We start from the raw sequence: 19,535 nt of genomic DNA on the forward strand, positions 1-19,535 counted from the left end.
GTGCTGAAGTAGCGNGCCCAGTCGTCGTAGCCTTCCAGTAGAAGTCGGCGTGCCAGACGGCGGCGTTCGGCAGGGTCACGGTGACGAAACCGTGCTCCCGCGCGCGCACGCCGTACTCGACGTCGTCCCACTGGAAGAAGATTGAATCGAGATCAAGGGGCCGGACCACACCGCCCCGGCCCAGGTCGTGCGCTTCCACGGCGCGATCCGGGCGAATGCGGGCGCAACGCTGATCCACGGAGCCCGGCCCCACCCCGGACACCGGCGCCGACATCGTGCTCCGCTACGGCCGCGCCCGGGAGGTGCCAGAAACAGCCGCCGCGGCGCTACCGGCTCATCCGCCCGGCACCCGGCCCCCGATCCGCCTGCCGCGCATGGACATTCGCGCCGACCGCGATCGCCCGGTACGCGCCCCGGACGGCCCCATCGCCCGCCTCGACCGCGTCTTCGCCCGCCCGCGCCGCGCACTCGGCGAGATCGCCGTCTTCGCCGGTCCCGCCCTCGACGCCCGCCCCACCCCCGGCGACAGCTTCTGGTGGATGGACTACGACGACGGCCGCTACCTGGTGCGCACCGGCGACCCGATCGAAGCCACCCCGCTCAGCGCGGATGCCATGATCGCCGAGATCGAGCGCCGCGCGGTCCGCGCCCAGCGGTGGCACCGCGAGAACGCGCGTGCCTCGGGCTGACCAGAGCCCCTCCCGGCGCTCGCAGGCGATCTCTCCTCGGTCGTGACGCTGCGGTCCCACGCCCTGCTCCTGCTCATCAACCTCTGGGTTTGCCCGTCTCGCCGAAGTCACAACCGTTCGATGATGGTGGCGTTGGCGGTGCCACCGCCCTCGCAGATGGTGAGCAGCCCATAGCGCCCGTTCCGCCGCTCCAACTCGTTCAGCAGCGTGGCGAACAGCTTGGCCCCCGTAGCACCGAGCGGGTGCCCGAGCGCAATGGCACCGCCATTGGCGTTCACCTTGTCCGGGTCGGCCCCGGTCTCCTTCAGCCAGGCCAGCACCACCGGCGCGAACGCCTCGTTGATCTCGACCACGTCGATGTCATCGATCGTCAACCCGGTCTTCTCCAACGCCCACTTGGTAGCCGGAATCGGCGCGGTGAGCATGAAGATCGGGTCGGCGCCGCGGGCGGAAACGTGGTGGATGCGGGCCCGCGGCTTCAGCCCGTACTCCTGCACCGCCCACTCCGAGGCGAGCAGGGTCGCGCTGGCACCGTCCGAGATCTGGCTGGCTACAGCCGCGGTCAAAGGGCTGCCCTCGGCCAGGGCAGGCAGCGAGGCCATCTTCTCGAGCGTGGTCTCGCGCGGACCCTGGTCGATGTGGAAGTCACCAACGGGAACGATCTCGTTGTCGAACCGCCCGTTCTTGATGGCATCCCGAGCGCGCTCGTGCGAGCGAAGGGCCCACTGCTCCATGTCCTCCCGGCTGATCCCCCACTTCTCGGCGATCAGCTGCGCACCACGGAACTGCGACACCTCGTCGGTCCCGTACCGGTGATCCCACCCCTTCGCCCCGACGAACGGCGAATCGAAGCCGTACTCCTTCCCCGCGAGCATGGCGGCGGAGATCGGGATCGCGCTCATGTTCTGCACGCCGCCGGCGACGATCACCTCGGCGGTGCCGCTCATGATGGCCTGCGCCCCGAAGTTGATGGCCTGCTGGCTGGACCCGCACTGCCGATCCACGGTGACCCCTGGCACCTCCTCCGGGTACCCGGCGGTGAGCCACATGGTGCGGCCGATATTGCCCGCCTGCGGCCCGACATTGTCGACGCAGCCGACGATCACATCGTCGACCAGCGCGGGGTCGACGGGGTTGCGGTCGAGCAGGCCGCGCAGCACGGTGGCGCCGAGGTCGGCGGGGTGCACCTGGGCGAGCGCGCCATTGCGCTTGCCGACGGGGGTGCGGACGGCGTCCACGACGTAGGCGTCGAGGGCGCGGCGGGGTGCGGACATCGGAACTCCTAGCTGTGCCCGGGGGCGGTGAGCCCGTCGAGCACGATGGTCAGATACTGCTTGGCGAGGTTCTCGACCGTGACCGGGCCGCCGGGGCGATACCACCGGACGGCGACCCACACGGTGTCGCGCAGGAAGCGGTAGGCGAGCTCGACATCCAGCTCGGCGCGGAAGGTGCCGTCGGCGACGCCCGCCGTGAGCACCCGGTGCCAGAGCGCGCGGAACTCGCGGTTGTACTCCTCGATGTAGGCGAAGCGCTCGGAGCCGCGGAGCCGCTTGGCCTCGGTCTGGTAGATGGCGACCGCGGCGTGGAAGCGGTCGAACGACTCGTAGGAGCTGCGGACCAGCGCCTCCAGCGTGTCCCGCGAGCCGAGGCCGGCGCCGACGATCTCCCGGTAGCGGCCGAAGAGATCGTCGAGGAAGCCGCGGAGGATCTCGTCCACCATGGATTCCTTGGAATCGAAGTGGTGGTAGAGACTTCCGGAGAGAATTCCCGCGGAATCGGCGATATCGCGGACGGTGGTGGCTCGCAGCCCGCGCTCGGCGAAGAGCTCGGCGGCGAGCGCGAGCAGTTCGGCGCGCCGATTGGGCTTCGTGGCATCGGGAGCGGTCACCCGGCTCATAATACAACCAAGCATTTGCTTGGTCGAGCGCCGCTCATGCCCGCTGGCTGCTGACCGAGACCACCTCGCCGGTCAGGTAGCTGGTGTAGTCGCTGGCCAGCATGGCGATGGTGGCGGCGACCTCCCACGGCTCGGCCGCCCGGCCGAAGGCCTCACGCTCGGAGAGGCGGTCGAGCAGCTCGGTGGAGCTGGTCTTGTCCAGGAAGGCGTGCCTGGCGATGCTCGGCGAGACGGCATTGATCCGCACCCCGAGTTCGGCCGCCTCCACCGCGCTGCACCTGGTCAGCGCCATGACGCCGGCCTTGGCCGCGGCGTAGTGCGCCTGGCCGTACTGGGCGCGCCAGCCGAGCACGCTGGCATTGTTCACGATGACGCCGCCGCGCCCGGCCTCGCGGAAGTAGCGCAGCGCGGCGCGGGTGCAGCGGAAGGTGCCGTTCAGGGTGATGTCGAGGACGCGGTCCCACTGGGCGTCGTCCATGTCGACCACCGGGGTCTCGCCGCCGAGCCCGGCATTGTTGACCAGGATGTCGATGCGGCCGAGTTCGGCGGCGGCGCCGGTGATCAGGGCGTCGACCTGCTCGGTGCTCTGCACGTCGCACACCACGGCGCCGATCGTGCGCTCGGGAAACTCCGCGGCCAGCGCGGTCCTGGTCGCGCCCAGCCTGCGCTCGTGCCAGTCCGAGACCACGACGTCGGCCCCCTCGGCGAGCAGCCTGCGCGCGGTCGCCGAGCCGATCCCGGTGCCCGCGGCCGCGGTGACCACGGCCGTGCGCCCGGTCAGCAGCCCGTGGCCCGCGACCGGTTCCGGCGCGACGGAGAGCGGGCCGCCCACGGCTGTATCCTCGCGGCCTCCGCGGGGCCCGTCGCGGCCATCCGTGCTGCCGCCTTCGCGCCCGTCGCTCACGGCTGCATCTTCGCGGCCTCCGCGGGGCGCTTCGTGGGCACGCGAGCTACCGCCTTCGCGCCCGTCGCTCACGGCCGGGCCTCGCGGGGAAGTCCGAGCACCCGCTCGGCGATGATATTGCGCTGCACTTCGTTCGAACCTCCGTAGATCGTGTCGGCGCGGGTGAAGAGGTACAGCCGCTGCCATTCGTCCAGGTCGTCGGCGGCGAGCAGCCCGGCGGGGCCGCGCACGGCCATGGCGAGTTCGCCGAGCGAGCGGTGCCAGTTGGCCCAGAGCAGTTTGCCGACGGAGGCCTGCCCGCCCTCGTCGCCGCTGTGGCCCATGGTGCGCAGGGCGTGTGCGCGCAGGACCCGCAGCCCGACCCAGGCATCGTCGATCCTGGCCGCGATGGCCGGATCCTCCGCCGCCCCCGACCGCTGCGCCAGCTCCTCGATCGAGGCCAGCTCGCGCTCGAACCGGATCTGCTGGCCGAGCGTCGAGATGCCGCGCTCGACGGCGAGCGTCCCCATGGCCACCCGCCAGCCCTGCCCCGGCTCGCCGACCACCAGGTCGGCGGCGGTGCGGGCATTGTCGAAGAACACCTCGTTGAACTCCGAGGTCCCGGTGAGCTGGATGATCGGGCGCACCTCGATCCCCGGCTGGTCCATGGGAACCAGCAGGTAGGAGAGGCCCCTGTGCCTGCTCGACCCCTTCTCGGTGCGGGCGATCACGAAGCACCAGTCGGCCACGTGCGCCAGCGAGGTCCAGATCTTCTGGCCGGTGATCGACCACTCGTCGCCGTCGAGCTGGGCGGCGGTGCTCACCGCGGCCAGGTCGGAGCCGGCGCCGGGCTCGGAGTAGCCCTGGCACCACAGCTCGGTGACATTCCGGACGCCGGGCAGGAAGCGCTGCTTCTGCTCCTCGGTGCCGAAGGCGAGCAGCGTCGGGCCGAGCAGCTCCTCCCCCACGTGTGAGACCCGCGCGGGCGCGTTCGCCTTGGCGTACTCCTCGTGGAAGATCACCTGCCTGCGCACGCTCGCGTCCCGGCCGCCGTACTCGGCCGGCCAGCCGAGGCAGGTCCAGCCCGCGGCGGCGAGGTGCCGGTCCCAGGCCAGCCGCTCGTCGTGCGCCTCGTGCTCGCGGCCGGGGCCGCCGAGCCCGCGCAGGGCGCTGAACTCGCCGGACAGATTGTCGGCCAGCCACTCGCGCACCTCACGGGCGAAGGCGGCATCGCCGGAATCGGCCCCGCCGGGAGCCGCCGTGCCGGATTCTGAGGTCTGGATCGCACCCACGCCGCTAGGGTAACCTACCAAGCACTTGCTTTGTAGCTTCGACGGTGAGGACATTCGTGAGCACCTCGGCGAGGACCATTCCGGCCGCGCTCAGGGCGGCCGCGGCCGAGTTCGGCGCCGCCCCCGCCATCGCCGACGGCTCGGCGCGGCTCGACTGGAACGACCTGCTCGACGAGGTGCGCCGGGTGGCGGGGGCGCTGATCGCCCGCGGCGTCGAGCCCGGCGATCGGGTCGCCATGTGGGCACCGAACACCCACCACTGGGTGGCGGCCGCGCTCGGCGCGCAGTACGCGGGCGCGGCCCTGGTCCCGCTGAACACCAGGTATGTCGCGGCCGAGGCGGCGGATGTGCTGGAGCGGGTGCACGCGGCCGCGCTCTTCGTCGCCGGGCCGTTCCTTGGCCGGGACCGGCTGGCCGAACTCCGCGCGGCGGCGCCGCGGCTCGATATCCCGTCGGTCGTCGTCATCCCGGTGGACCCGGAAGCCCCCCGCTCCGCCGCCGAAGGCGCGCTGCACTGGGACGACCTGGGCGATCTCGCCGAGCAGACCCCGCGCCCGGCGGTCGAGGCCCGCGCCGACGCCGTCACCCCGGACGATATCGCCGACATCCTCTTCACCTCCGGCACCACCGGCCGCAGCAAGGGGACGCTGGTGGCGCACCGGCAGGCGCTCGACGTGGTGCGCGGCTGGGTGGCGTGCGCGACCCTCCGGCAGGCCGACAACTACCTGATCATCAGCCCGTTCTTCCACAACTTCGGCTACAAGGCCGGCATCCTCGCCTGCGTCCTGACCGGCGCGACCATCGTGCCGCAGGCGGTCTTCGACGTCCCGCAGGCCATGCGGCTGATCAGCGACGAGCAGATCTCGGTGCTGCCCGGCCCGCCCACCATCTACCAGACCATCCTCGACTTCCCGGACCGCGGGGAGTTCGACCTGAGCACGCTGCGGGTCGCGGTGACCGGCGCGGCCACCGTCCCGGTGGTGCTCATCGAGCGCATGCGCGACGAGCTGGCCTTCGAGGTGGTGCTCACCGCGTACGGCCTCTCCGAGGCGGCGGGTTTCGGCACCATGTGCCGCCCGGACGACGACCCGGCCACCATCTCCGGCACCTGCGGCCGCCCGATCGCCGATTTCGAGCTGCGGCTGGCCGATTCCGGCGAGGTGCTGCTGCGCGGGCCGAATGTCATGCTCGGCTACCTGGACGATCCGGAGGCCACCGCCGAGACCATCGATGCCGAGGGCTGGCTGCACACCGGCGATATCGGCGCGGTCGACGAGCGCGGCTACCTGACGATCACCGACCGGCTCAAGGACATGTACATCTGCGGCGGCTTCAATGTGTACCCGGCCGAGATCGAGCAGGTGCTGGCCCGGCTGGACGGGGTCGCGGAGTCCGCGGTGATCGGCGTGCCGGATGCCAGGATGGGCGAGGTCGGCAAGGCGTACGTGGTGCGCAAACCCGGCGCGCTGCTCACCGCGGACCAGGTGCTCGCGCACGCCACCGGCGCGCTGGCCAACTTCAAGGTGCCGCGCTTCGTCGAGTTCCGCGACCAGCTGCCCTACAGCGCCGCAGGCAAGGTGCTGAAACGTCGCCTACGTGAGGAGATTTCGTGATGTCCGCTGACGGTGTGCCCGACGAGGGCGAGGTGGTCACCTACGAGCGGCGCGGCCCGATCGCGGTCGTCACGATGAACCGGCCCGACTACCGCAATGCGCAGAACTCGGTGATGACCTACGCGCTCGACGCCGCCTTCCAGCGCGCGGTCTCCGACGCCGAGGTCACCGTGATCGTGCTGGCGGGCAATGGCAAGCACTTCAGCGCCGGGCACGATATCGGCACGCCAGGCAGGGACCACCACGTGCACTACGACAACAAGGCCGTGCTCTGGTGGGACCACGTCGACCGCAGCGGCGGCGACCAGCGCTTCGCCCGCGAGTCCGAGGTCTACCTCGGCATGTGCAGGCGCTGGCGGGAGATCCCCAAGCCGATGATCGCGCAGGTGCAGGGCGCCTGCATCGCGGGCGGGCTCATGCTGGCCTGGGTCTGCGACCTCATCGTCGCCTCGGACGATGCCTTCTTCTCCGATCCGGTGGTGCGCATGGGCATTCCCGGCGTCGAGTACTTCGCGCACCCGTGGATGATCGGGCCGCGCGCGGCCAAGGAGTTCCTCTTCACCGGCGACCGCTTCGGCGCGGCGCAGGCCAGGGAGTGGGGCATGGTGAACCGGGTGGTGCCGCGCGCCGAGCTGGAGGCCGAGGTGACCGCGCTGGCCGAGAAGATCGCGCAGATGCCGCAGTTCGGGCTGGCGCTCACCAAGAAGGCGGTGAACCAGGCCGAGGATCTCATGGGCATGCGGACCGGGATGGACTCGGTCTTCGGGCTGCACCACTTCGCGCACGCGCACAATGCCGAGGTCGGGGCCGATGCGCTCGGCGGCATGAACGCCCGCTCCATGCGCGACACCGCGACGCGTCCGGCGGGCGACGCCGCGCAGCAGAATGGGGGCGGGACAGCCGATCGCTCCGCGGGCGACACCGCGCAGCGGGACGGGACAGCCTGATGGACCTGGATCTGGACGACACCGCGCGCGCCTTCCAGCAGGAGGTCAGGGAGTTCCTGGCGGAGTCGGCACCGCGCACCCCGCTGCCATCGATGGACACCGCCGAAGGCTTCGAGGCACACCGCGAGTGGGAGCACACCCTCGCCGACGCCAGGTTCTCCGTGGTCTCCTGGCCATACGAGCACGGCGGCCGCGACGCCTCGCTGCTGGAGTGGGTCCTCTTCGAGCAGGAGTACTACGCCGCGGGCGCACCCGGCCGGGTCGCGCAGAACGGCATCTTCCTGCTGGCCCCGACGCTCTTCGAGCACGGCACCCCGGAGCAGCTCGACCGCATCCTGCCGCGCATGGCCAGCGGCGACGACATCTGGGCGCAGGCCTGGTCCGAGCCGGAGGCGGGCAGCGACCTCGCAGGCATCCGCTCGACCGCCACGCGCACCGACGGCGGCTGGCTGCTCAGCGGGCAGAAGACCTGGAGTTCCCGCGCCTCCTTCGCCGACCGCGCCTTCGGCCTCTTCCGCAGCGACCCCACCGCCGAGCGGCACCGCGGGCTCACCTACGTCATGTTCCCGCTGGACGCCGATGGCGTCTCGGTGCGGCCCATTCCGCAGCTGGACGGCGAGGCCGGGTTCGCGGAGATCTTCCTGGACGAGGTCTTCGTGCCGGACGCCGACGTGATCGGCCCGCCGAACGAGGGCTGGCGGGTCGCCATGAGCACCTCGAGCAATGAGCGCGGCCTCTCGCTGCGCAGCCCCGGCCGGTTCACCGCCACCGCCGAGCGGCTGCTTGAGCTGTGGCGCACCGCGGGTGACCGGGCCAACACCGCCCAGCGCGATGCCGTGGTCGACGCCTGGATCGGGGCCGAGGCGTACCGGCTGCACACCTTCGGCACCGTGACCAGGCTGGCCGAGGGCGGCAAGCTCGGAGCCGAGTCCTCGATCACCAAGGTCTTCTGGTCCGAGCTGGACGTGGCCATGCACGAGACCGCGCTCGACGTCCTCGGCGGCGCCGCCGAGCAGGCGGGGCCGTGGACCGACGGCTACCTCTTCGCCATCTCGGGCCCGATCTACGCGGGTACCAACGAGATCCAGCGCAATATCATCGCCGAGCGGCTGCTCGGACTACCGAGAGGGAGCCGATGAGGTTCGCGCTCAGCCCGGAGCAGACCGATTTCGGGGCCAGCGTGCGCAGACTCCTGGAGGCGGGCCGCACCCCGGCCGCCGTCCGGAGCTGGGCCGCGGGTGACACCGGGCCGGGGCTCGCGCTGGTCCGCGGCCTGGCCGACGCCGGGGTGCTCGGGCTCGCCGTCGCGGAGGAGCACGGCGGGCTCGGCGCCGAGCCGGTGGACCTGCTCGTGGCCTTCCAGGAGATCGGCCGGGCCGCCGCGCCCGGGCCGCTGGTGGAATCGGCCGCGGCCATTCCCGCGCTGCTCCCCGCGCTGCCGGAGGTGGCAGCCGAGATTCTGCCCGGGCTGGCGGCGGGCGCGCTCGGCACCGTCGCCTTCGGCGAACCGCTGGCGCTGGACGCCGATATCGCGGACACCGCGCTCGTCGCCGACGGCCCCCGGCTGAGCCGCGGCACGGTGGGCGAGCCGGTGCGCTCGGTCGACCCCGCGCGCCGGCTCTTCCGGGTGCGGCCAGGCGAGGTGCTGGCCGAAGGCGAGGCGGTGCGCACCGCCATCGCCACCGGCTTCGACCACGGCGCGCTCGCCGCCGCCGCGCAGCTGCTCGGCGCGGGCAAGGCGCTGCTGCACGCCACCACCGAGTACGCCAAGCAGCGCAAGCAGTTCGGCGCGCCGATCGGCAGCTTCCAGGCGGTCAAGCAGCAGCTCGCCGATGTGCTCATCGCGCTCGACCTGGCCGAGCCGCTGCTGCTGCGCGCCGCGCTCACCACCGGTGCGCCGACTCGCGCCCGCGACGTTTCCGCAGCGCTGCTCACCTGCGCGGATGCCGCGTACCTCGCGTCGCGGGTGGCGCTGCAGGTGCACGGCGCCATCGGCTACACCGCCGAGTACGACCTCTCGCTCTGGATCACCCGGGTGCGGGCGCTCCGGAGCGCATGGGGCACCGCCGATTTCCACCGGTCCAGGATCGCCGATGCCCTGCGAGGAACGGCATGAGCGAGGACGGCACCCGGATCGGAAGGTGGCTCGCGTGAGCGACGAGCTCGAGGAATTCCGCGCATCGGTGCGTGCCCTGCTCACCCGGCACGCCGACTCCGCCGCGGTGCGCGCCGCCCTCGACACCGACCTCGGCTACGACCAGAAACTCTGGCGCCTGCTCTGCGAGCAGATCGGCGTCGCCGCGCTCGCCATCCCCGAGGAGTACGGCGGAATCGGCGCGGGGCTCACCGAATCCCTGCTGGTGGTCGGCGAACTCGGCCGCACGCTGGCCGGGGTGCCGATGCTCGGCTCCGCCGTCCTCGGCGTCCAGGCGCTGCTGCTGGCAGGCGACACCGAGACCTGCGCCCGGCTGCTCCCCGAGGTCGCCGACGGCACCCGCACGCTCGCCGTGAGCTGGGCCGATGCCCGCGGCTGGGACTCACCCGGGGTCCGCGCCGACAGCGACGTCCTGCACGGCACCGCGCACTACGTCCTCGACGCCGCGGGCGCGGGCACCCACCTGGTACTCACCGACGCCGGGCTGTACGAGGCCGAGCCGACCGCGGTCCGCACCATCGCCACCATGGACCCCACCCGCCGGGTGAGCGAGGTCGAGTTCGACGGGGTCACCGGCCGCCGCATCGGCGCGGCCGACCCGGTCGCGCTCCGCGAGATCGCCTGGACCGCGCTCGCCGCCGAGCAGGTCGGCGCGGCCGCGCGCTGCCTGGAGAGCACCGTCGAGTACACCAGGTCGCGGGTGCAGTTCGGCCGCCCGATCGGCAGCTTCCAGGCGCTCAAACACCGCATGGCCGACCTCTACGTGCTCGTCGAATCGGCCGAATCCACCGTGCTGGCCGCCACCACCGCGCTCGCGACCGGCGCGGAGAGCACCGCCGAGGACGTCTGGGTGGCGCGCACGCACAGCACCGCCGCCTTCTCCGCGGTGGCGGCGGAATCCATTCAGCTGCACGGCGGCATCGCCATCACCTGGGAGCACGACGCGCACCTCTTCTTCAAGCGCGCGCACGCCGACGCCCAGCTCTTCGGCACCGCCCGGCGGCCGTCCCGCGCCGGGTGAGCAAGCTCACCGCACACAGATAGTTAGCTTAGGTAATAATTATCTGTGTGCGGCATGCCGCGTGACCACGGCGCCGCGATCAGCCGTCGACACGCGATGAGGTCTCCCGATGAGCAGCACTCCCGAACGCACCAGGCAGCCGAGGGCGGTGTACGCCGTCGCCTTCGCCAGCGTCATCGCCTTCATGGGCATCGGACTGGTGGATCCCATCCTGAAGCCGATCGGCGAGCAGCTGCACGCCTCGCCGTCCCAGGTCTCGCTGCTGTTCACCAGTTACATGCTGGTGACCGGGGTCGCCATGCTGGTCACCGGCGTTGTCTCCAGCCGGTTCGGCGCCAAGCGGACGCTGCTCGCCGGGCTCGCGGTGATCGTGGTCTTCGCGGCGCTGGCCGGGATGTCGGGGACGGTCGCGCAGATCGTCGGCTTCCGGGCGGGCTGGGGGCTCGGCAACGCGCTCTTCATCGCCACCGCGCTCGCCACCATCGTCGGTGCGGCCAGCGGCGGCGTCGCGCGGGCCATCATCCTGTACGAGGCCGCGCTCGGGATCGGCATCGCGACCGGGCCACTGGTCGGCGGGGTGCTCGGCGGAATCAGCTGGCGCGGGCCGTTCTTCGGCGTCTCGGTGCTCATGGCCATCGCCTTCGTCGCGATCCTCGTGCTGCTGCCGGAGGGCCCGAAGCCGACGCACCACACCTCGATCAGCGCGCCGTTCCGCGCGCTGCGCCACCGCGGCCTGCTGGTCGTCAGCCTGACCGCGCTGCTCTACAACTTCGGCTTCTTCACGCTGCTCGCCTACACCCCGTTCCCGCTGGACATGGGGACCTACGCGATCGGCTTCATCTTCTGCGGCTGGGGCATCCTGCTCGCCGTCTCCTCGGTCTTCCTGGCGCCGCGGCTCCAGCGCCGCTACGGCACCCTGCCCGTGATGTACGCCGCCATCGGCCTCTTCGCCACCGATCTCGCGGTCATGGCGCTCTACGCCGACTCCAAGCCGGTGCTCATCGCGGGCACCGTGCTGGCCGGGCTCTTCCTCGGCGTGAACAACACCCTGATCACCGAGGCCGTCATGATCTCCGCCCCGGTCGAGCGCTCGACCGCATCCGCCGCCTACAGCTTCGTCCGCTTCGCCGGCGGCGCCGCCGCCCCCTACCTCGCGGGCAAGCTCGGCGAGCACAGCACCGCACTCCCCTTCTGGCTCGGCGCCGCGCTCACCGCCGCCGCCGTCGGCGTGCTCTTCGCGGGCCGCTCCGCGCTCGCGCACATCGACGAGCACGAGCCGGCGCCGCACAGCGTCGACGAGGCGAGGGCCGTCACCGTCGGCGACTGATCCGCATGGTTATGCGCCCACCGCCCGGCGCGCGTCGTGCAGCGCCGCGAACTGCAGGAGGCGGGTGGCGGCGCTGCGCGGAACCTCCGCGAGCAAGCCGTGCGAGACCTCGGGAAAAACCTCGGTCTCCACATTCGGAATGAGCGCACGGGCCCGCTTGACGGCCGCGGCGGGGTCGTAGAGGACGGTGCCGCCGCCACAGAGCACGAGGGTGGGGGTGGCGATGGCGGCCAGGTCGGCGTCGGCGAGCACCCTGGCGTACGGCAGCGACATGCGAAAGGGGGTGGCGGCGGTGGCGAGCTCGGCGTCCTCGGCGGCGATCGGGACGCCGGGCTGCAGGTGGGCGAGGAGCCTGCGGGTGCGGCCGGCGGTCGGCCGGATGCCCGCGAGCACCATGCGGGCGAGCAGCACGGTGCGCACCGGGACGAGCACCGAGCCCGGCTCGATCAGGGTGAGGCTGGCGGGAATGTCGCTCTGCCCGGCGAGCATCCCGGCGAGCCTGCCGCCGTGCGCGAAGGCGACGAGATGCGCGCGCGACAGCTCCAGCCCGGTGAGCACCTCGCCGAGCCAGCGCGCCATCTCGGCGCCGCGCACGATCGGCTCGGTCTGCACGCTGCGGCCGGGCGTGCCGATGATGTCCGGCAGGTAGACGGTGCGGCGGCGGGCCAGCCGCTCGATCACCGGGCTCCACATGAGGCTGTTGCCCTGGAAGCCGTGGATCAGCACCAGCGGGGTTCCGGTGCCGTCTCCCGAGCTCCGGACATAGGTGGGGCCGTACGAGGTGGACACCTCGAGATCTCGCCACGGGATCGGATACAGTGCTTCGGCGGCCCGGTAGGCGGCGACGAACTTCTCCCGCGCCTTCGCGCTGCCGAAGTGTCCCGCTCTGATCGCCATCACCGCTCCTCACACATGGTGGTACCGTCGTATCATATCGGCTGCCTCGCCGAACAGTATGCCTTCGGAAAAGGTGGACGAATGCCTCGGCTCGCGGACCACGAACAGCGCCGGAAGCAGATCACCGACGCCACCAGGCGGGTGATCGCGCGGGACGGGCTGACCGCGGCCACTTTCCAGTCCGTCGCGGCCGAGGCCGGGATCTCGGTGCGGCTGGTGCAGTACTACTTCGGCACCAAGCGCGAATTCCTGATCGCCACCCACCAGGCGGTGCTCGCCGATGCCGGGGCCAGGCTCGCCACCGGGCTCACCGCGCTCGGCCCGGACGCGAGCCCGCGCGCGGTGCTGCGCACCACCTTCGCCGAGCTGCTCCCGCTGGACGACACCCGCCGCGACGAGGTGCTGATCCTCGGCGCCTTCCAGGCCGCCCGGCTCGGCCGCGCCGAGGTGGAGAACAGCATCGGCAACGGCCCGGCCAGGTACATGGTGGACGCCGCCGCCCAGCAGCTGGCCCGGCTGCGCAGGGGCACCGCCGCGCGGATGGAGACGATCACGCTCGATGCCGAACTGCTGGTCGCCGCGGTCGGCGGGCTCGCCCAGGGCATGCTGAGCGGCTTCGCCACCCCGGAGCACGCCGAACTCCTCCTCGACCGCCTGCTGGACCGGCTGCTCCCGCCCTGACCCGGGAGTACCGTCGGGGGTCATGAGCCTCCGCTCCGAGCCGAGCCCCAAACGCGTGCGCGCCTACCTCGCCGGTCGCCCCGTCGCGGACACCGCGACCCCGCTGCTGGTCTGGGAGATTCCGTACTACCCGGCCTACTACCTGCCGCTCGCCGACCTGCAGGCCGAGCTGGCACCCACCGGCGCGACCGAGACGCACGACCTCCTCGGCACCGGGACCAGGTACGACGTCCTGCTCGACGGCGTGCGCGCACCCGGCGCGGCGCTGCGCTGGAGCGCGGTGCCGGACCACGTGCGGCTGGAGTGGCCCGCGATGGACGAGTGGCTGGAGGAGGACGAGCCGGTCTACGTGCACCCGCGCGACCCGTACAAGCGGGTCGACGTGCTGGCCAGCTCCAAGCACGTGCGGATCGAGCTGGACGGCACCGTGCTCGCCGAATCCCGCTCCCCGCGGATCCTTTTCGAGACCTCGCTGCCGCCGCGGTACTACCTGCCGTTCGCCGACGTGCGGCTGGAGCTGCTCACCCCGAGCGCCACGCGCACCAACTGCCCGTACAAGGGCACCGCCGACTACTGGACGGTCACGGTGGACGGCGTCGAGCACCGCGACATCGTCTGGGGCTACCGGACCCCGCTGCCGGAGAGCCAGAAGATCGCGGGGCTGCTCTGCTTCTACAACGAGAAAGTCGACATCGTCATCGACGGCGTGCGGCAGGATCGCCCGCAGAGCCCGTTCTCCTGAGCGGAATCCATGCGCCCGCCGCTGGCCGAGACGCTCGATCTGGACCCGCACCCCGAGGGCGGCTGGTTCCGCGAAACCTCAGGGCAACACCGGCCGCGCCGTCACTGCACCTCGAGCACGCCCTCCTCGACCGCCCAGCGGATCGTCTTGGCGAGACTCTCGCACCCCTCCGGCCGCCCGGGCCCGTACCCGCCCTCGCTCAGCCGCGCGAACACCGGGCACCGCTCCTGCGGCGGCTCGGTCCACTCGATCGAGGTCTGCCGCTCACTCGCCTTGCGCACCCGGACCTCGGTGCCGCAGGCCTGACACCGCAGCGGTGTCAGGCCGTCCTCGAGATAGCGCCGCTTGTCCACCACCGTCTGGGCCCGCACCTCGGCCCGCCGCTCCGGCCGGTCCGCGAAATCGGGAGCCTTGGCCCAGGTGGCGGCCATCAGACGCTCGCCTCCTGCGGCCCGGCCTCCTGCTGGCGGCGCAGGTTCTCCGCCACCTCGGCCTCCCAGTACTCGTTCGCCTTGGCGGTGTCCACCTCGAACTCGTAGCGCTGGGTCATCTTCTCGGTGACGTCGGCGAGGTCCACGTAGAACTGGTCGTACCAGCGGCGCAGCTGGTAGACCGGCCCGTCCTCCTCGCAGAGCAGCGGATTCTCCACCTTGGACTTGTGCTTCCAGATCTCCACGTCCTGCAGGAAGCCGACGCTGATGCCCTCGGTCATCTTGGCCGCCAGCTTGTCGGCGGTCTCGCCCTCGACGCCGTCCGGCTTGAGCAGGGTGATCCCCCACTGGAGCATGAAGGAGTCCTGGGTCACCGGGTAGTGGCAGTTGATCAGGACGCTCTTGACCTCGTACCCGCTGTAGATGTTGACCAGCGGATTGATCATGTACGAGGGGCCGAAGTACGACGCCTCGGACTTGAGCAGCGTGTCGCCGCCGTACTTGGAGGCCATCCCGATGTCCGGCCTGCCCTTGGTCTCCAGGAACTGGGTGGCGATGTGCCCCTCGAAGACGTTCTTGAAGTAGGTCGGGAAGGCGTAGTGGATGTAGTAGAAGTGCGCCATGTCGACGACGTTGTCGATGATCTCGCGGCAGTTGGCGCCCTCGATCAGCATCGAGTTCCAGGTCCAGTCGGTCCAGCCGCTGTCCAGCTGCTCGGTGGCGTTGCCGTCGGCGTCGGTGTAGGGGCCGACGATGTGCGGAATGGTGACGTCATCCGGCGGCTGGCTGCCCTCGTGGTCGTGCCAGACGAAGAGCTGGCCGTTGCGCTCCAGCGTCGTCCACTTGCGGGTCCGCGCCAGCGGCGGCACCCGCCGCGCATACGGGATCTCGGTGCACTTGCCGGTCGTCCCCGACCAGCGCCAGTCGTGGAACGGGCAGGCGATGTCGTCGCCCTTGACCTCGCCCATGCTCAGGTCGCCGCCCATGTGCCTGCAGTAGGCGTCCAGCACGCGGAGCTCGCCGCTGCCGTCGGCCCAGATCACGAGCTTGGTACCGAAGACCTGGACCGCGTGCGGCTTGCCGTCGCGGAAGTTCTTCGCCAGCCCGAGGCAGTGCCAGCCCCGCGCGTAGCGGGTCGGAACCGTGCCGACGTCGAGCTCCCGCACCTTGCCGCCGCGAGTTGAGGTGTCTGCCATTCGCGAATCCTCCTCCTTCACTACTAGAACACGTTACAAAACTGTGGGCCGCAGCGCCAGCGTCGGCCCAGGTCTCCCGCTTTCGCCCAGCGGCGACCTGCACCCGCGTCCTGTTCTCGACATAAATAAGAACCTGTTCTAGTCTCAGGGGTGATGAGTACCGGTTACCGATCGACCAGGCAGGAGCAGGTCCGGACATGACGCAGGAAGTGACCGAACGGGTCGAAGCACTGTTGCCGACGCTGCGCGAGCGCGCGCAGGAGGCCGAGGATCTGCGCCGCCTTCCGGACGAGTCCGTGAAGGCGCTGCAGGAGACCGGCTTCTTCCGGCTGCTACAGCCGAAGCAGTGGGGCGGCCACGCGGCCGACCCGGTCGTCTTCTACGACACCGTGCGCAAGATCGCCAGCGCGTGCGGCTCCACCGGCTGGGTGTCCGGCATCATCGGCGTGCACAACTGGCACCTGGCGCTCTTCGACCAGCGCGCCCAGGAGGACGTCTGGGGTGAGGACACCGAGGTCAGGATCTCCTCCTCGTACGCCCCGATGGGCATCGGCACCGTCACCGACGGCGGCTACCTCGTCAAGGGCAGCTGGGCCTGGTCGTCCGGCTCGGACCATGCCAGCTGGGCGGTGCTCGGCGGCCCGGTGATCAAGGACGGCAAGCCGGTGGACTTCGGCTCCTTCCTGATCCCGCGCGACGACTACCGCATCGACGACGTCTGGAACGTGGTCGGGCTGCGCGGCACCGGCTCCAATACCGTCGTAGTGGAGGACGTCTTCGTACCGCGGCACCGCTTCCTCAGCTTCAGGGCGATGAGCGAGCTGACCGCGCCCGGGCTGGCGCAGAACACCGACCCGGTCTACCGGATGCCGTGGGGCACCGTGCACCCCACCACTATCTCGGCGCCGATCGTCGGCATGGCCTACGGCGCCTACGACGCGCACGTCGAGCACCAGGGCAAGCGGGTGCGCGCCGCCTACGCGGGCGAGAAGGCCAAGGAGGATCCGTTCGCCAAGGTGCGGATCGCCGAGGCGGCCAGCGATATCGACGCGGCCTGGCGCCAGCTCTCCGGCAATGTCGCCGACGAGTACGCGATCCTGAAGGCCGGCGGGGAGATCCCGTTCGACCTGCGGGTCCGGGCCCGCCGCGACCAGGTGCGCGCCACCGGCCGCGCCATCGCCTCGATCGACCGGCTCTTCGAGAGCGCCGGGGCCACCGCGCTCTCGAACGGCACGCCGCTGCAGCGCTTCTGGCGCGACGCGCACGCGGGCCGGGTGCACGCGGCGAACGACCCGGAGCGGGCCTACCAGATGTTCGGCACGCACGAGTTCGGGCTGCCGATCAACGACGCCATGGTGTAGGGGAGACACACGTGACCTCGACGGCGGAACTCACCTACGAGTCCACCTCCCGGTACGCGCAGGTGCGGCCGGACCTGAAGCTGCACTACCACGAGGCAGGCGTCGGCAACGGCCCGACGATCGTGCTGCTGCACGGCGGCGGCCCCGGCGCCTCCTCGTGGTCCAACTTCGCGCGCAACATCCCGGTGCTGGCGCGCGAGTTCCACGTGCTCGCCGTGGACCAGCCCGGCTTCGGCAGGTCGGACAAGCCGACCGAGCACCCGCAGTACTTCGTGCACAGCTCGTCGGCGCTGAAGGACCTGCTGGACCACCTCGGCATCACCGACCGCGTACACCTGCTGGGCAATTCGCTCGGCGGCGGCACCTCGGTGCGGTTCGCGCTGGACTACCCCGAGCGCGCGGGCAAGCTCATCCTCATGGGCCCCGGCGGGCTGAGCACCAACCTCTTCGCCGCCGACCCCACCGAGGGCGTCAAACTGCTCGGCACCTTCAACTACGAGCCGACCAGGGAGAACCTGGAGGCGTTTCTCCGGATCATGGTCTTCGACCAGAAGCTCATCACCCCCGAGCTGGTCGAGGAGCGCTTCGCCTCGGCGAGCGAGCCGGAGTCGCTGGCCGCCACCCGCGCGATGGGCAAGTCCTTCGCCGGCGCCGACTTCGAGAAGGGCATGCTCTGGCGCGACGCCTACCGGCTGCGCCAGCCGGTGCTGCTGATCTGGGGCCGCGAGGATCGGGTGAACCCGCTGGACGGCGCGCTGGTCGCGCTCAAGTCCATCCCGCGCGCGCAGCTGCACGTCTTCGGCGGCTGCGGGCACTGGGCGCAGCTGGAGAAATTTCACGAGTTCAACCGGCTGGCGATCGACTTCCTGGCCGGCGTAAAGGAGAAGTGATGGGCATCCGCTCCCTCGGCTACCTCCGCATCGAGGCCACCGACGTGGTCGCCTGGCGCGAGTACGGGCTCAAGGTGCTCGGCATGGTGGAGGGGAAGGGCACCGACCCGAACTCGCTCTACCTGCGCATGGACGAATTCCCGGCCCGGCTGGTGATCGTGCCCGGCGAGCAGGACCGGCTGCAGGTCTCCGGGTGGGAGACCGCGAACGCCGAGGAACTGCAGGACATCCGCGCCCGGCTGGACGCCGCAGGCGTGCCCTACAAGGAGGGCACCGCCGCCGAGCTGGCCGATCGCAGGGTCTACGAGCTGATTCGGTTCGAGGACCCGAGCGGAAGCGTGCTGGAGGCGTTCCACGGCGTCGCGCTGGAGCACCGCCGGGTGGTCAGCCCGTACGGGCACCGCTTCGTCACCGAGGAGCAGGGGCTCGGGCACGTGGTGCTCAGCACCTCCGACGACAAGGCGGCGCTGGAGTTCTACCGCGATGTCCTCGGCTTCCGGCTGCGCGACTCCATGCGGCTCCCCCCGCAGATGGTCGGCCGCCCCGCCGACGGCGAACCCGCCTGGCTGCGCTTCCTCGGCTGCAACCCGCGGCACCACTCGCTGGCCTTCCTGCCGCAGCCGACGCCGAGCGGCATCGTGCACCTCATGCTCGAGGTGGAGAGCGCCGACGACGTCGGGCTCGCGCTGGACCGCGCGCTGCGCAGGAAGGTGAAGATGTCGGCCACGCTCGGGCGGCACGTCAACGACAAGATGCTGTCCTTCTACATGAAGACGCCGGGCGGCTTCGATATCGAATTCGGTTGCGAGGGGCTGGAAGTCGAGGACGACGACTGGATCGCGCGGGAGTCCACCGCGGTCAGCCTGTGGGGGCACGACTTCACGATCGGGTTCCGCGAGCAATGAGCGAGTACCCGGAGATCGACGGGCGGGCGTTTCGGAACGTCCTCGGGCAGTTCTGCACCGGGATCACCGTGATCACCACCTTCGGTGCGGACGACGCGCCGATCGGGTTCGCCTGCCAGTCCTTCGCGGCGCTCTCCCTCGACCCGCCCTTGGTCCTCTTCTGCCCGGGCAAGGCGTCCCGGTCGTGGGCGGCGATCGAGGAGCGGGGGCGGTTCGCGGTGAACGTGCTCGCCGAGGAGCAGCGGGAGCTCTGTGCCCGCTTCGGGTCGCGGGAACAGGACAAGTTCGCGGGGGCGGCGTGGCACCGTTCTCCGTTGGAGCTTCCCGTGTTGGACGATGCGCTGGCCACCATCGAGTGCTCGGTGGATCGGGTGGTCGACGGCGGGGATCACTGGATCGTGATCGGGCGGGTGCTCTCGCTCGCCGAGGTGGGCGAGTCGGGGCGGCCGCTGCTGTTCTACCGGGGGCAGTACAGCGCCATCGAACCGGAGAAGACGGTGCCCGCGCCCTGGCGGGCGGATCTCGAGCACTTTCTCACCACCACGACGTTGGATACCTGGTTGTGAGGTCGAGCCACCTCCGGAACTCGACTCTCGCTAGGAAAGTGT

The 19,535-nt window shown here is 71.1% G+C and carries 20 protein-coding genes and 1 pseudogene; 13 read left to right on the forward strand and 8 right to left on the reverse strand.

What is annotated here, in order from left to right; genetic code table 11:
• A pseudogene (locus NH2_RS02840) lies at positions 1 to 142 on the reverse strand (glycosyltransferase family 2 protein); the annotation flags it as partial.
• Between the two features lie 133 nt (positions 143 to 275).
• Between NH2_RS02840 and NH2_RS02845 the strand changes: the two are divergent.
• Entirely contained in the window at positions 276 to 689 is a 414-nt protein-coding gene (locus tag NH2_RS02845; protein ID WP_281202005.1) for an ESX secretion-associated protein EspG, read from the forward strand.
• Positions 690 to 796: 107 nt separating this feature from the next.
• On the opposite strand, the gene NH2_RS02850 is transcribed toward NH2_RS02845, so the two are convergent.
• The 4 genes from NH2_RS02850 to NH2_RS02865 form a co-directional block, all read right to left on the reverse strand.
• Entirely contained in the window at positions 797 to 1,963 is a 1,167-nt protein-coding gene (locus NH2_RS02850; protein WP_067647753.1) for an acetyl-CoA C-acetyltransferase, read from the reverse strand.
• An 8-nt stretch (positions 1,964 to 1,971) separates the two neighbouring features.
• Positions 1,972 to 2,586 carry a TetR/AcrR family transcriptional regulator gene (locus tag NH2_RS02855; protein WP_174552792.1) on the reverse strand — a complete coding sequence of 205 codons (615 nt, stop codon included), beginning with the start codon at positions 2,584 to 2,586 and terminating at the stop codon, positions 1,972 to 1,974.
• Positions 2,587 to 2,620: 34 nt separating this feature from the next.
• Entirely contained in the window at positions 2,621 to 3,418 is a 798-nt protein-coding gene (locus NH2_RS02860) for an SDR family oxidoreductase (protein WP_067647756.1), read from the reverse strand.
• A gap of 140 nt (positions 3,419 to 3,558) precedes the next feature.
• Positions 3,559 to 4,761, reverse strand: coding sequence for an acyl-CoA dehydrogenase family protein (locus NH2_RS02865; RefSeq protein WP_067647759.1), 1,203 nt, complete (start codon positions 4,759 to 4,761; stop codon positions 3,559 to 3,561).
• Between the two features lie 56 nt (positions 4,762 to 4,817).
• Here NH2_RS02865 and NH2_RS02870 point away from each other — a divergent pair, with 56 nt between their 5' ends.
• The 6 genes from NH2_RS02870 to NH2_RS02895 all read left to right on the forward strand — a co-directional run bounded on the left by NH2_RS02870 (position 4,818) and on the right by NH2_RS02895 (position 11,824).
• Positions 4,818 to 6,374: a FadD3 family acyl-CoA ligase gene (locus NH2_RS02870; RefSeq protein WP_067647762.1), complete on the forward strand. Its 1,557-nt coding sequence runs from the start codon at positions 4,818 to 4,820 to the stop codon at positions 6,372 to 6,374.
• Positions 6,374 to 7,321 (forward strand): enoyl-CoA hydratase, encoded by a 948-nt coding sequence (locus NH2_RS02875; RefSeq protein ID WP_067647765.1) that lies wholly within the window; start codon positions 6,374 to 6,376, stop codon positions 7,319 to 7,321. Before NH2_RS02870 ends, NH2_RS02875 begins: the two co-directional genes overlap by 1 nt.
• Entirely contained in the window at positions 7,321 to 8,460 is a 1,140-nt protein-coding gene (locus NH2_RS02880) for an acyl-CoA dehydrogenase family protein (protein ID WP_067647768.1), read from the forward strand. Before NH2_RS02875 ends, NH2_RS02880 begins: the two co-directional genes overlap by 1 nt.
• Positions 8,457 to 9,437: an acyl-CoA dehydrogenase family protein gene (locus NH2_RS02885; RefSeq protein ID WP_067647771.1), complete on the forward strand. Its 981-nt coding sequence runs from the start codon at positions 8,457 to 8,459 to the stop codon at positions 9,435 to 9,437. Before NH2_RS02880 ends, NH2_RS02885 begins: the two co-directional genes overlap by 4 nt.
• Positions 9,438 to 9,462: 25 nt before the next feature.
• A complete protein-coding gene (locus tag NH2_RS02890) occupies positions 9,463 to 10,497 on the forward strand; it encodes an acyl-CoA dehydrogenase family protein (RefSeq protein ID WP_067647774.1) in 1,035 nt (344 codons plus the stop codon).
• Between the two features lie 109 nt (positions 10,498 to 10,606).
• The gene (locus NH2_RS02895; RefSeq protein ID WP_067647777.1) at positions 10,607 to 11,824 is read left to right on the forward strand and encodes an MFS transporter; all 1,218 of its coding nucleotides are present in this window, start codon (positions 10,607 to 10,609) and stop codon (positions 11,822 to 11,824) included.
• Between the two features lie 9 nt (positions 11,825 to 11,833).
• On the opposite strand, the gene NH2_RS02900 is transcribed toward NH2_RS02895, so the two are convergent.
• Positions 11,834 to 12,721 carry an alpha/beta fold hydrolase gene (locus NH2_RS02900; protein ID WP_067647780.1) on the reverse strand — a complete coding sequence of 296 codons (888 nt, stop codon included), beginning with the start codon at positions 12,719 to 12,721 and terminating at the stop codon, positions 11,834 to 11,836.
• Between the two features lie 81 nt (positions 12,722 to 12,802).
• On the opposite strand from NH2_RS02900, the gene NH2_RS02905 reads away from it, so the two are divergent.
• On the forward strand, positions 12,803 to 13,402 hold the full coding sequence (locus tag NH2_RS02905) for a TetR/AcrR family transcriptional regulator (protein ID WP_067647782.1): 600 nt from the start codon (positions 12,803 to 12,805) through the stop codon (positions 13,400 to 13,402).
• A 22-nt stretch (positions 13,403 to 13,424) separates the two neighbouring features.
• Complete coding sequence (locus NH2_RS02910) at positions 13,425 to 14,144, forward strand: DUF427 domain-containing protein (RefSeq protein ID WP_067647785.1); 720 nt, start codon at positions 13,425 to 13,427, stop codon at positions 14,142 to 14,144.
• A gap of 101 nt (positions 14,145 to 14,245) precedes the next feature.
• On the opposite strand, the gene NH2_RS02915 is transcribed toward NH2_RS02910, so the two are convergent.
• Positions 14,246 to 14,575 (reverse strand): hypothetical protein, encoded by a 330-nt coding sequence (locus NH2_RS02915; RefSeq protein WP_084505174.1) that lies wholly within the window; start codon positions 14,573 to 14,575, stop codon positions 14,246 to 14,248.
• Positions 14,575 to 15,771: a 3-ketosteroid-9-alpha-monooxygenase, oxygenase component gene (locus tag NH2_RS02920; protein ID WP_067647788.1), complete on the reverse strand. Its 1,197-nt coding sequence runs from the start codon at positions 15,769 to 15,771 to the stop codon at positions 14,575 to 14,577. Before NH2_RS02920 ends, NH2_RS02915 begins: the two co-directional genes overlap by 1 nt.
• A gap of 197 nt (positions 15,772 to 15,968) precedes the next feature.
• Between NH2_RS02920 and hsaA the strand changes: the two genes are divergently transcribed.
• Genes hsaA through hsaB form a run of 4 tightly spaced genes read left to right on the forward strand, consistent with a single transcriptional unit; the run spans position 15,969 to position 19,493 of the window.
• A complete protein-coding gene (gene hsaA, locus NH2_RS02925; protein ID WP_067647791.1) occupies positions 15,969 to 17,132 on the forward strand; it encodes a 3-hydroxy-9,10-secoandrosta-1,3,5(10)-triene-9,17-dione monooxygenase oxygenase subunit in 1,164 nt (387 codons plus the stop codon).
• Between the two features lie 11 nt (positions 17,133 to 17,143).
• Positions 17,144 to 18,022: a 4,5:9,10-diseco-3-hydroxy-5,9,17-trioxoandrosta-1(10),2-diene-4-oate hydrolase gene (hsaD, locus tag NH2_RS02930; RefSeq protein ID WP_067647794.1), complete on the forward strand. Its 879-nt coding sequence runs from the start codon at positions 17,144 to 17,146 to the stop codon at positions 18,020 to 18,022.
• Positions 18,022 to 18,927 carry an iron-dependent extradiol dioxygenase HsaC gene (gene hsaC, locus NH2_RS02935; protein ID WP_067647797.1) on the forward strand — a complete coding sequence of 302 codons (906 nt, stop codon included), beginning with the start codon at positions 18,022 to 18,024 and terminating at the stop codon, positions 18,925 to 18,927. The genes hsaD and hsaC overlap by 1 nt, the downstream gene beginning before the upstream one ends.
• Positions 18,924 to 19,493, forward strand: coding sequence for a 3-hydroxy-9,10-secoandrosta-1,3,5(10)-triene-9,17-dione monooxygenase reductase subunit (gene hsaB, locus NH2_RS02940; protein WP_067647800.1), 570 nt, complete (start codon positions 18,924 to 18,926; stop codon positions 19,491 to 19,493). The genes hsaC and hsaB overlap by 4 nt, the downstream gene beginning before the upstream one ends.
• The last annotated feature ends 42 nt before the right edge of the window (positions 19,494 to 19,535 follow it).

Source organism: Nocardia harenae NBRC 108248, assembly GCF_001612885.1.
In the GTDB taxonomy this organism is placed as follows: domain Bacteria; phylum Actinomycetota; class Actinomycetes; order Mycobacteriales; family Mycobacteriaceae; genus Nocardia; species Nocardia harenae.

What these genes read in the sequence shown, in the direction of transcription:
- NH2_RS02850 (WP_067647753.1), bottom strand. Translation starts at nt 1,963, where the DNA reads ATGTCCGCACCCCGCCGCGCCCTCGACGCCTACGTCGTGGACGCCGTC.
- NH2_RS02855 (WP_174552792.1), bottom strand. Translation starts at nt 2,586, where the DNA reads ATGAGCCGGGTGACCGCTCCCGATGCCACGAAGCCCAATCGGCGCGCC.
- NH2_RS02875 (WP_067647765.1), top strand. Translation starts at nt 6,374, where the DNA reads ATGTCCGCTGACGGTGTGCCCGACGAGGGCGAGGTGGTCACCTACGAG.
- NH2_RS02880 (WP_067647768.1), top strand. Translation starts at nt 7,321, where the DNA reads ATGGACCTGGATCTGGACGACACCGCGCGCGCCTTCCAGCAGGAGGTC.
- NH2_RS02885 (WP_067647771.1), top strand. Translation starts at nt 8,457, where the DNA reads ATGAGGTTCGCGCTCAGCCCGGAGCAGACCGATTTCGGGGCCAGCGTG.
- NH2_RS02895 (WP_067647777.1), top strand. Translation starts at nt 10,607, where the DNA reads ATGAGCAGCACTCCCGAACGCACCAGGCAGCCGAGGGCGGTGTACGCC.
- NH2_RS02900 (WP_067647780.1), bottom strand. Translation starts at nt 12,721, where the DNA reads ATGGCGATCAGAGCGGGACACTTCGGCAGCGCGAAGGCGCGGGAGAAG.
- NH2_RS02905 (WP_067647782.1), top strand. Translation starts at nt 12,803, where the DNA reads ATGCCTCGGCTCGCGGACCACGAACAGCGCCGGAAGCAGATCACCGAC.
- NH2_RS02910 (WP_067647785.1), top strand. Translation starts at nt 13,425, where the DNA reads ATGAGCCTCCGCTCCGAGCCGAGCCCCAAACGCGTGCGCGCCTACCTC.
- NH2_RS02915 (WP_084505174.1), bottom strand. Translation starts at nt 14,575, where the DNA reads ATGGCCGCCACCTGGGCCAAGGCTCCCGATTTCGCGGACCGGCCGGAG.
- NH2_RS02920 (WP_067647788.1), bottom strand. Translation starts at nt 15,771, where the DNA reads ATGGCAGACACCTCAACTCGCGGCGGCAAGGTGCGGGAGCTCGACGTC.
- hsaA (WP_067647791.1), top strand. Translation starts at nt 15,969, where the DNA reads ATGACGCAGGAAGTGACCGAACGGGTCGAAGCACTGTTGCCGACGCTG.
- hsaC (WP_067647797.1), top strand. Translation starts at nt 18,022, where the DNA reads ATGGGCATCCGCTCCCTCGGCTACCTCCGCATCGAGGCCACCGACGTG.
- hsaB (WP_067647800.1), top strand. Translation starts at nt 18,924, where the DNA reads ATGAGCGAGTACCCGGAGATCGACGGGCGGGCGTTTCGGAACGTCCTC.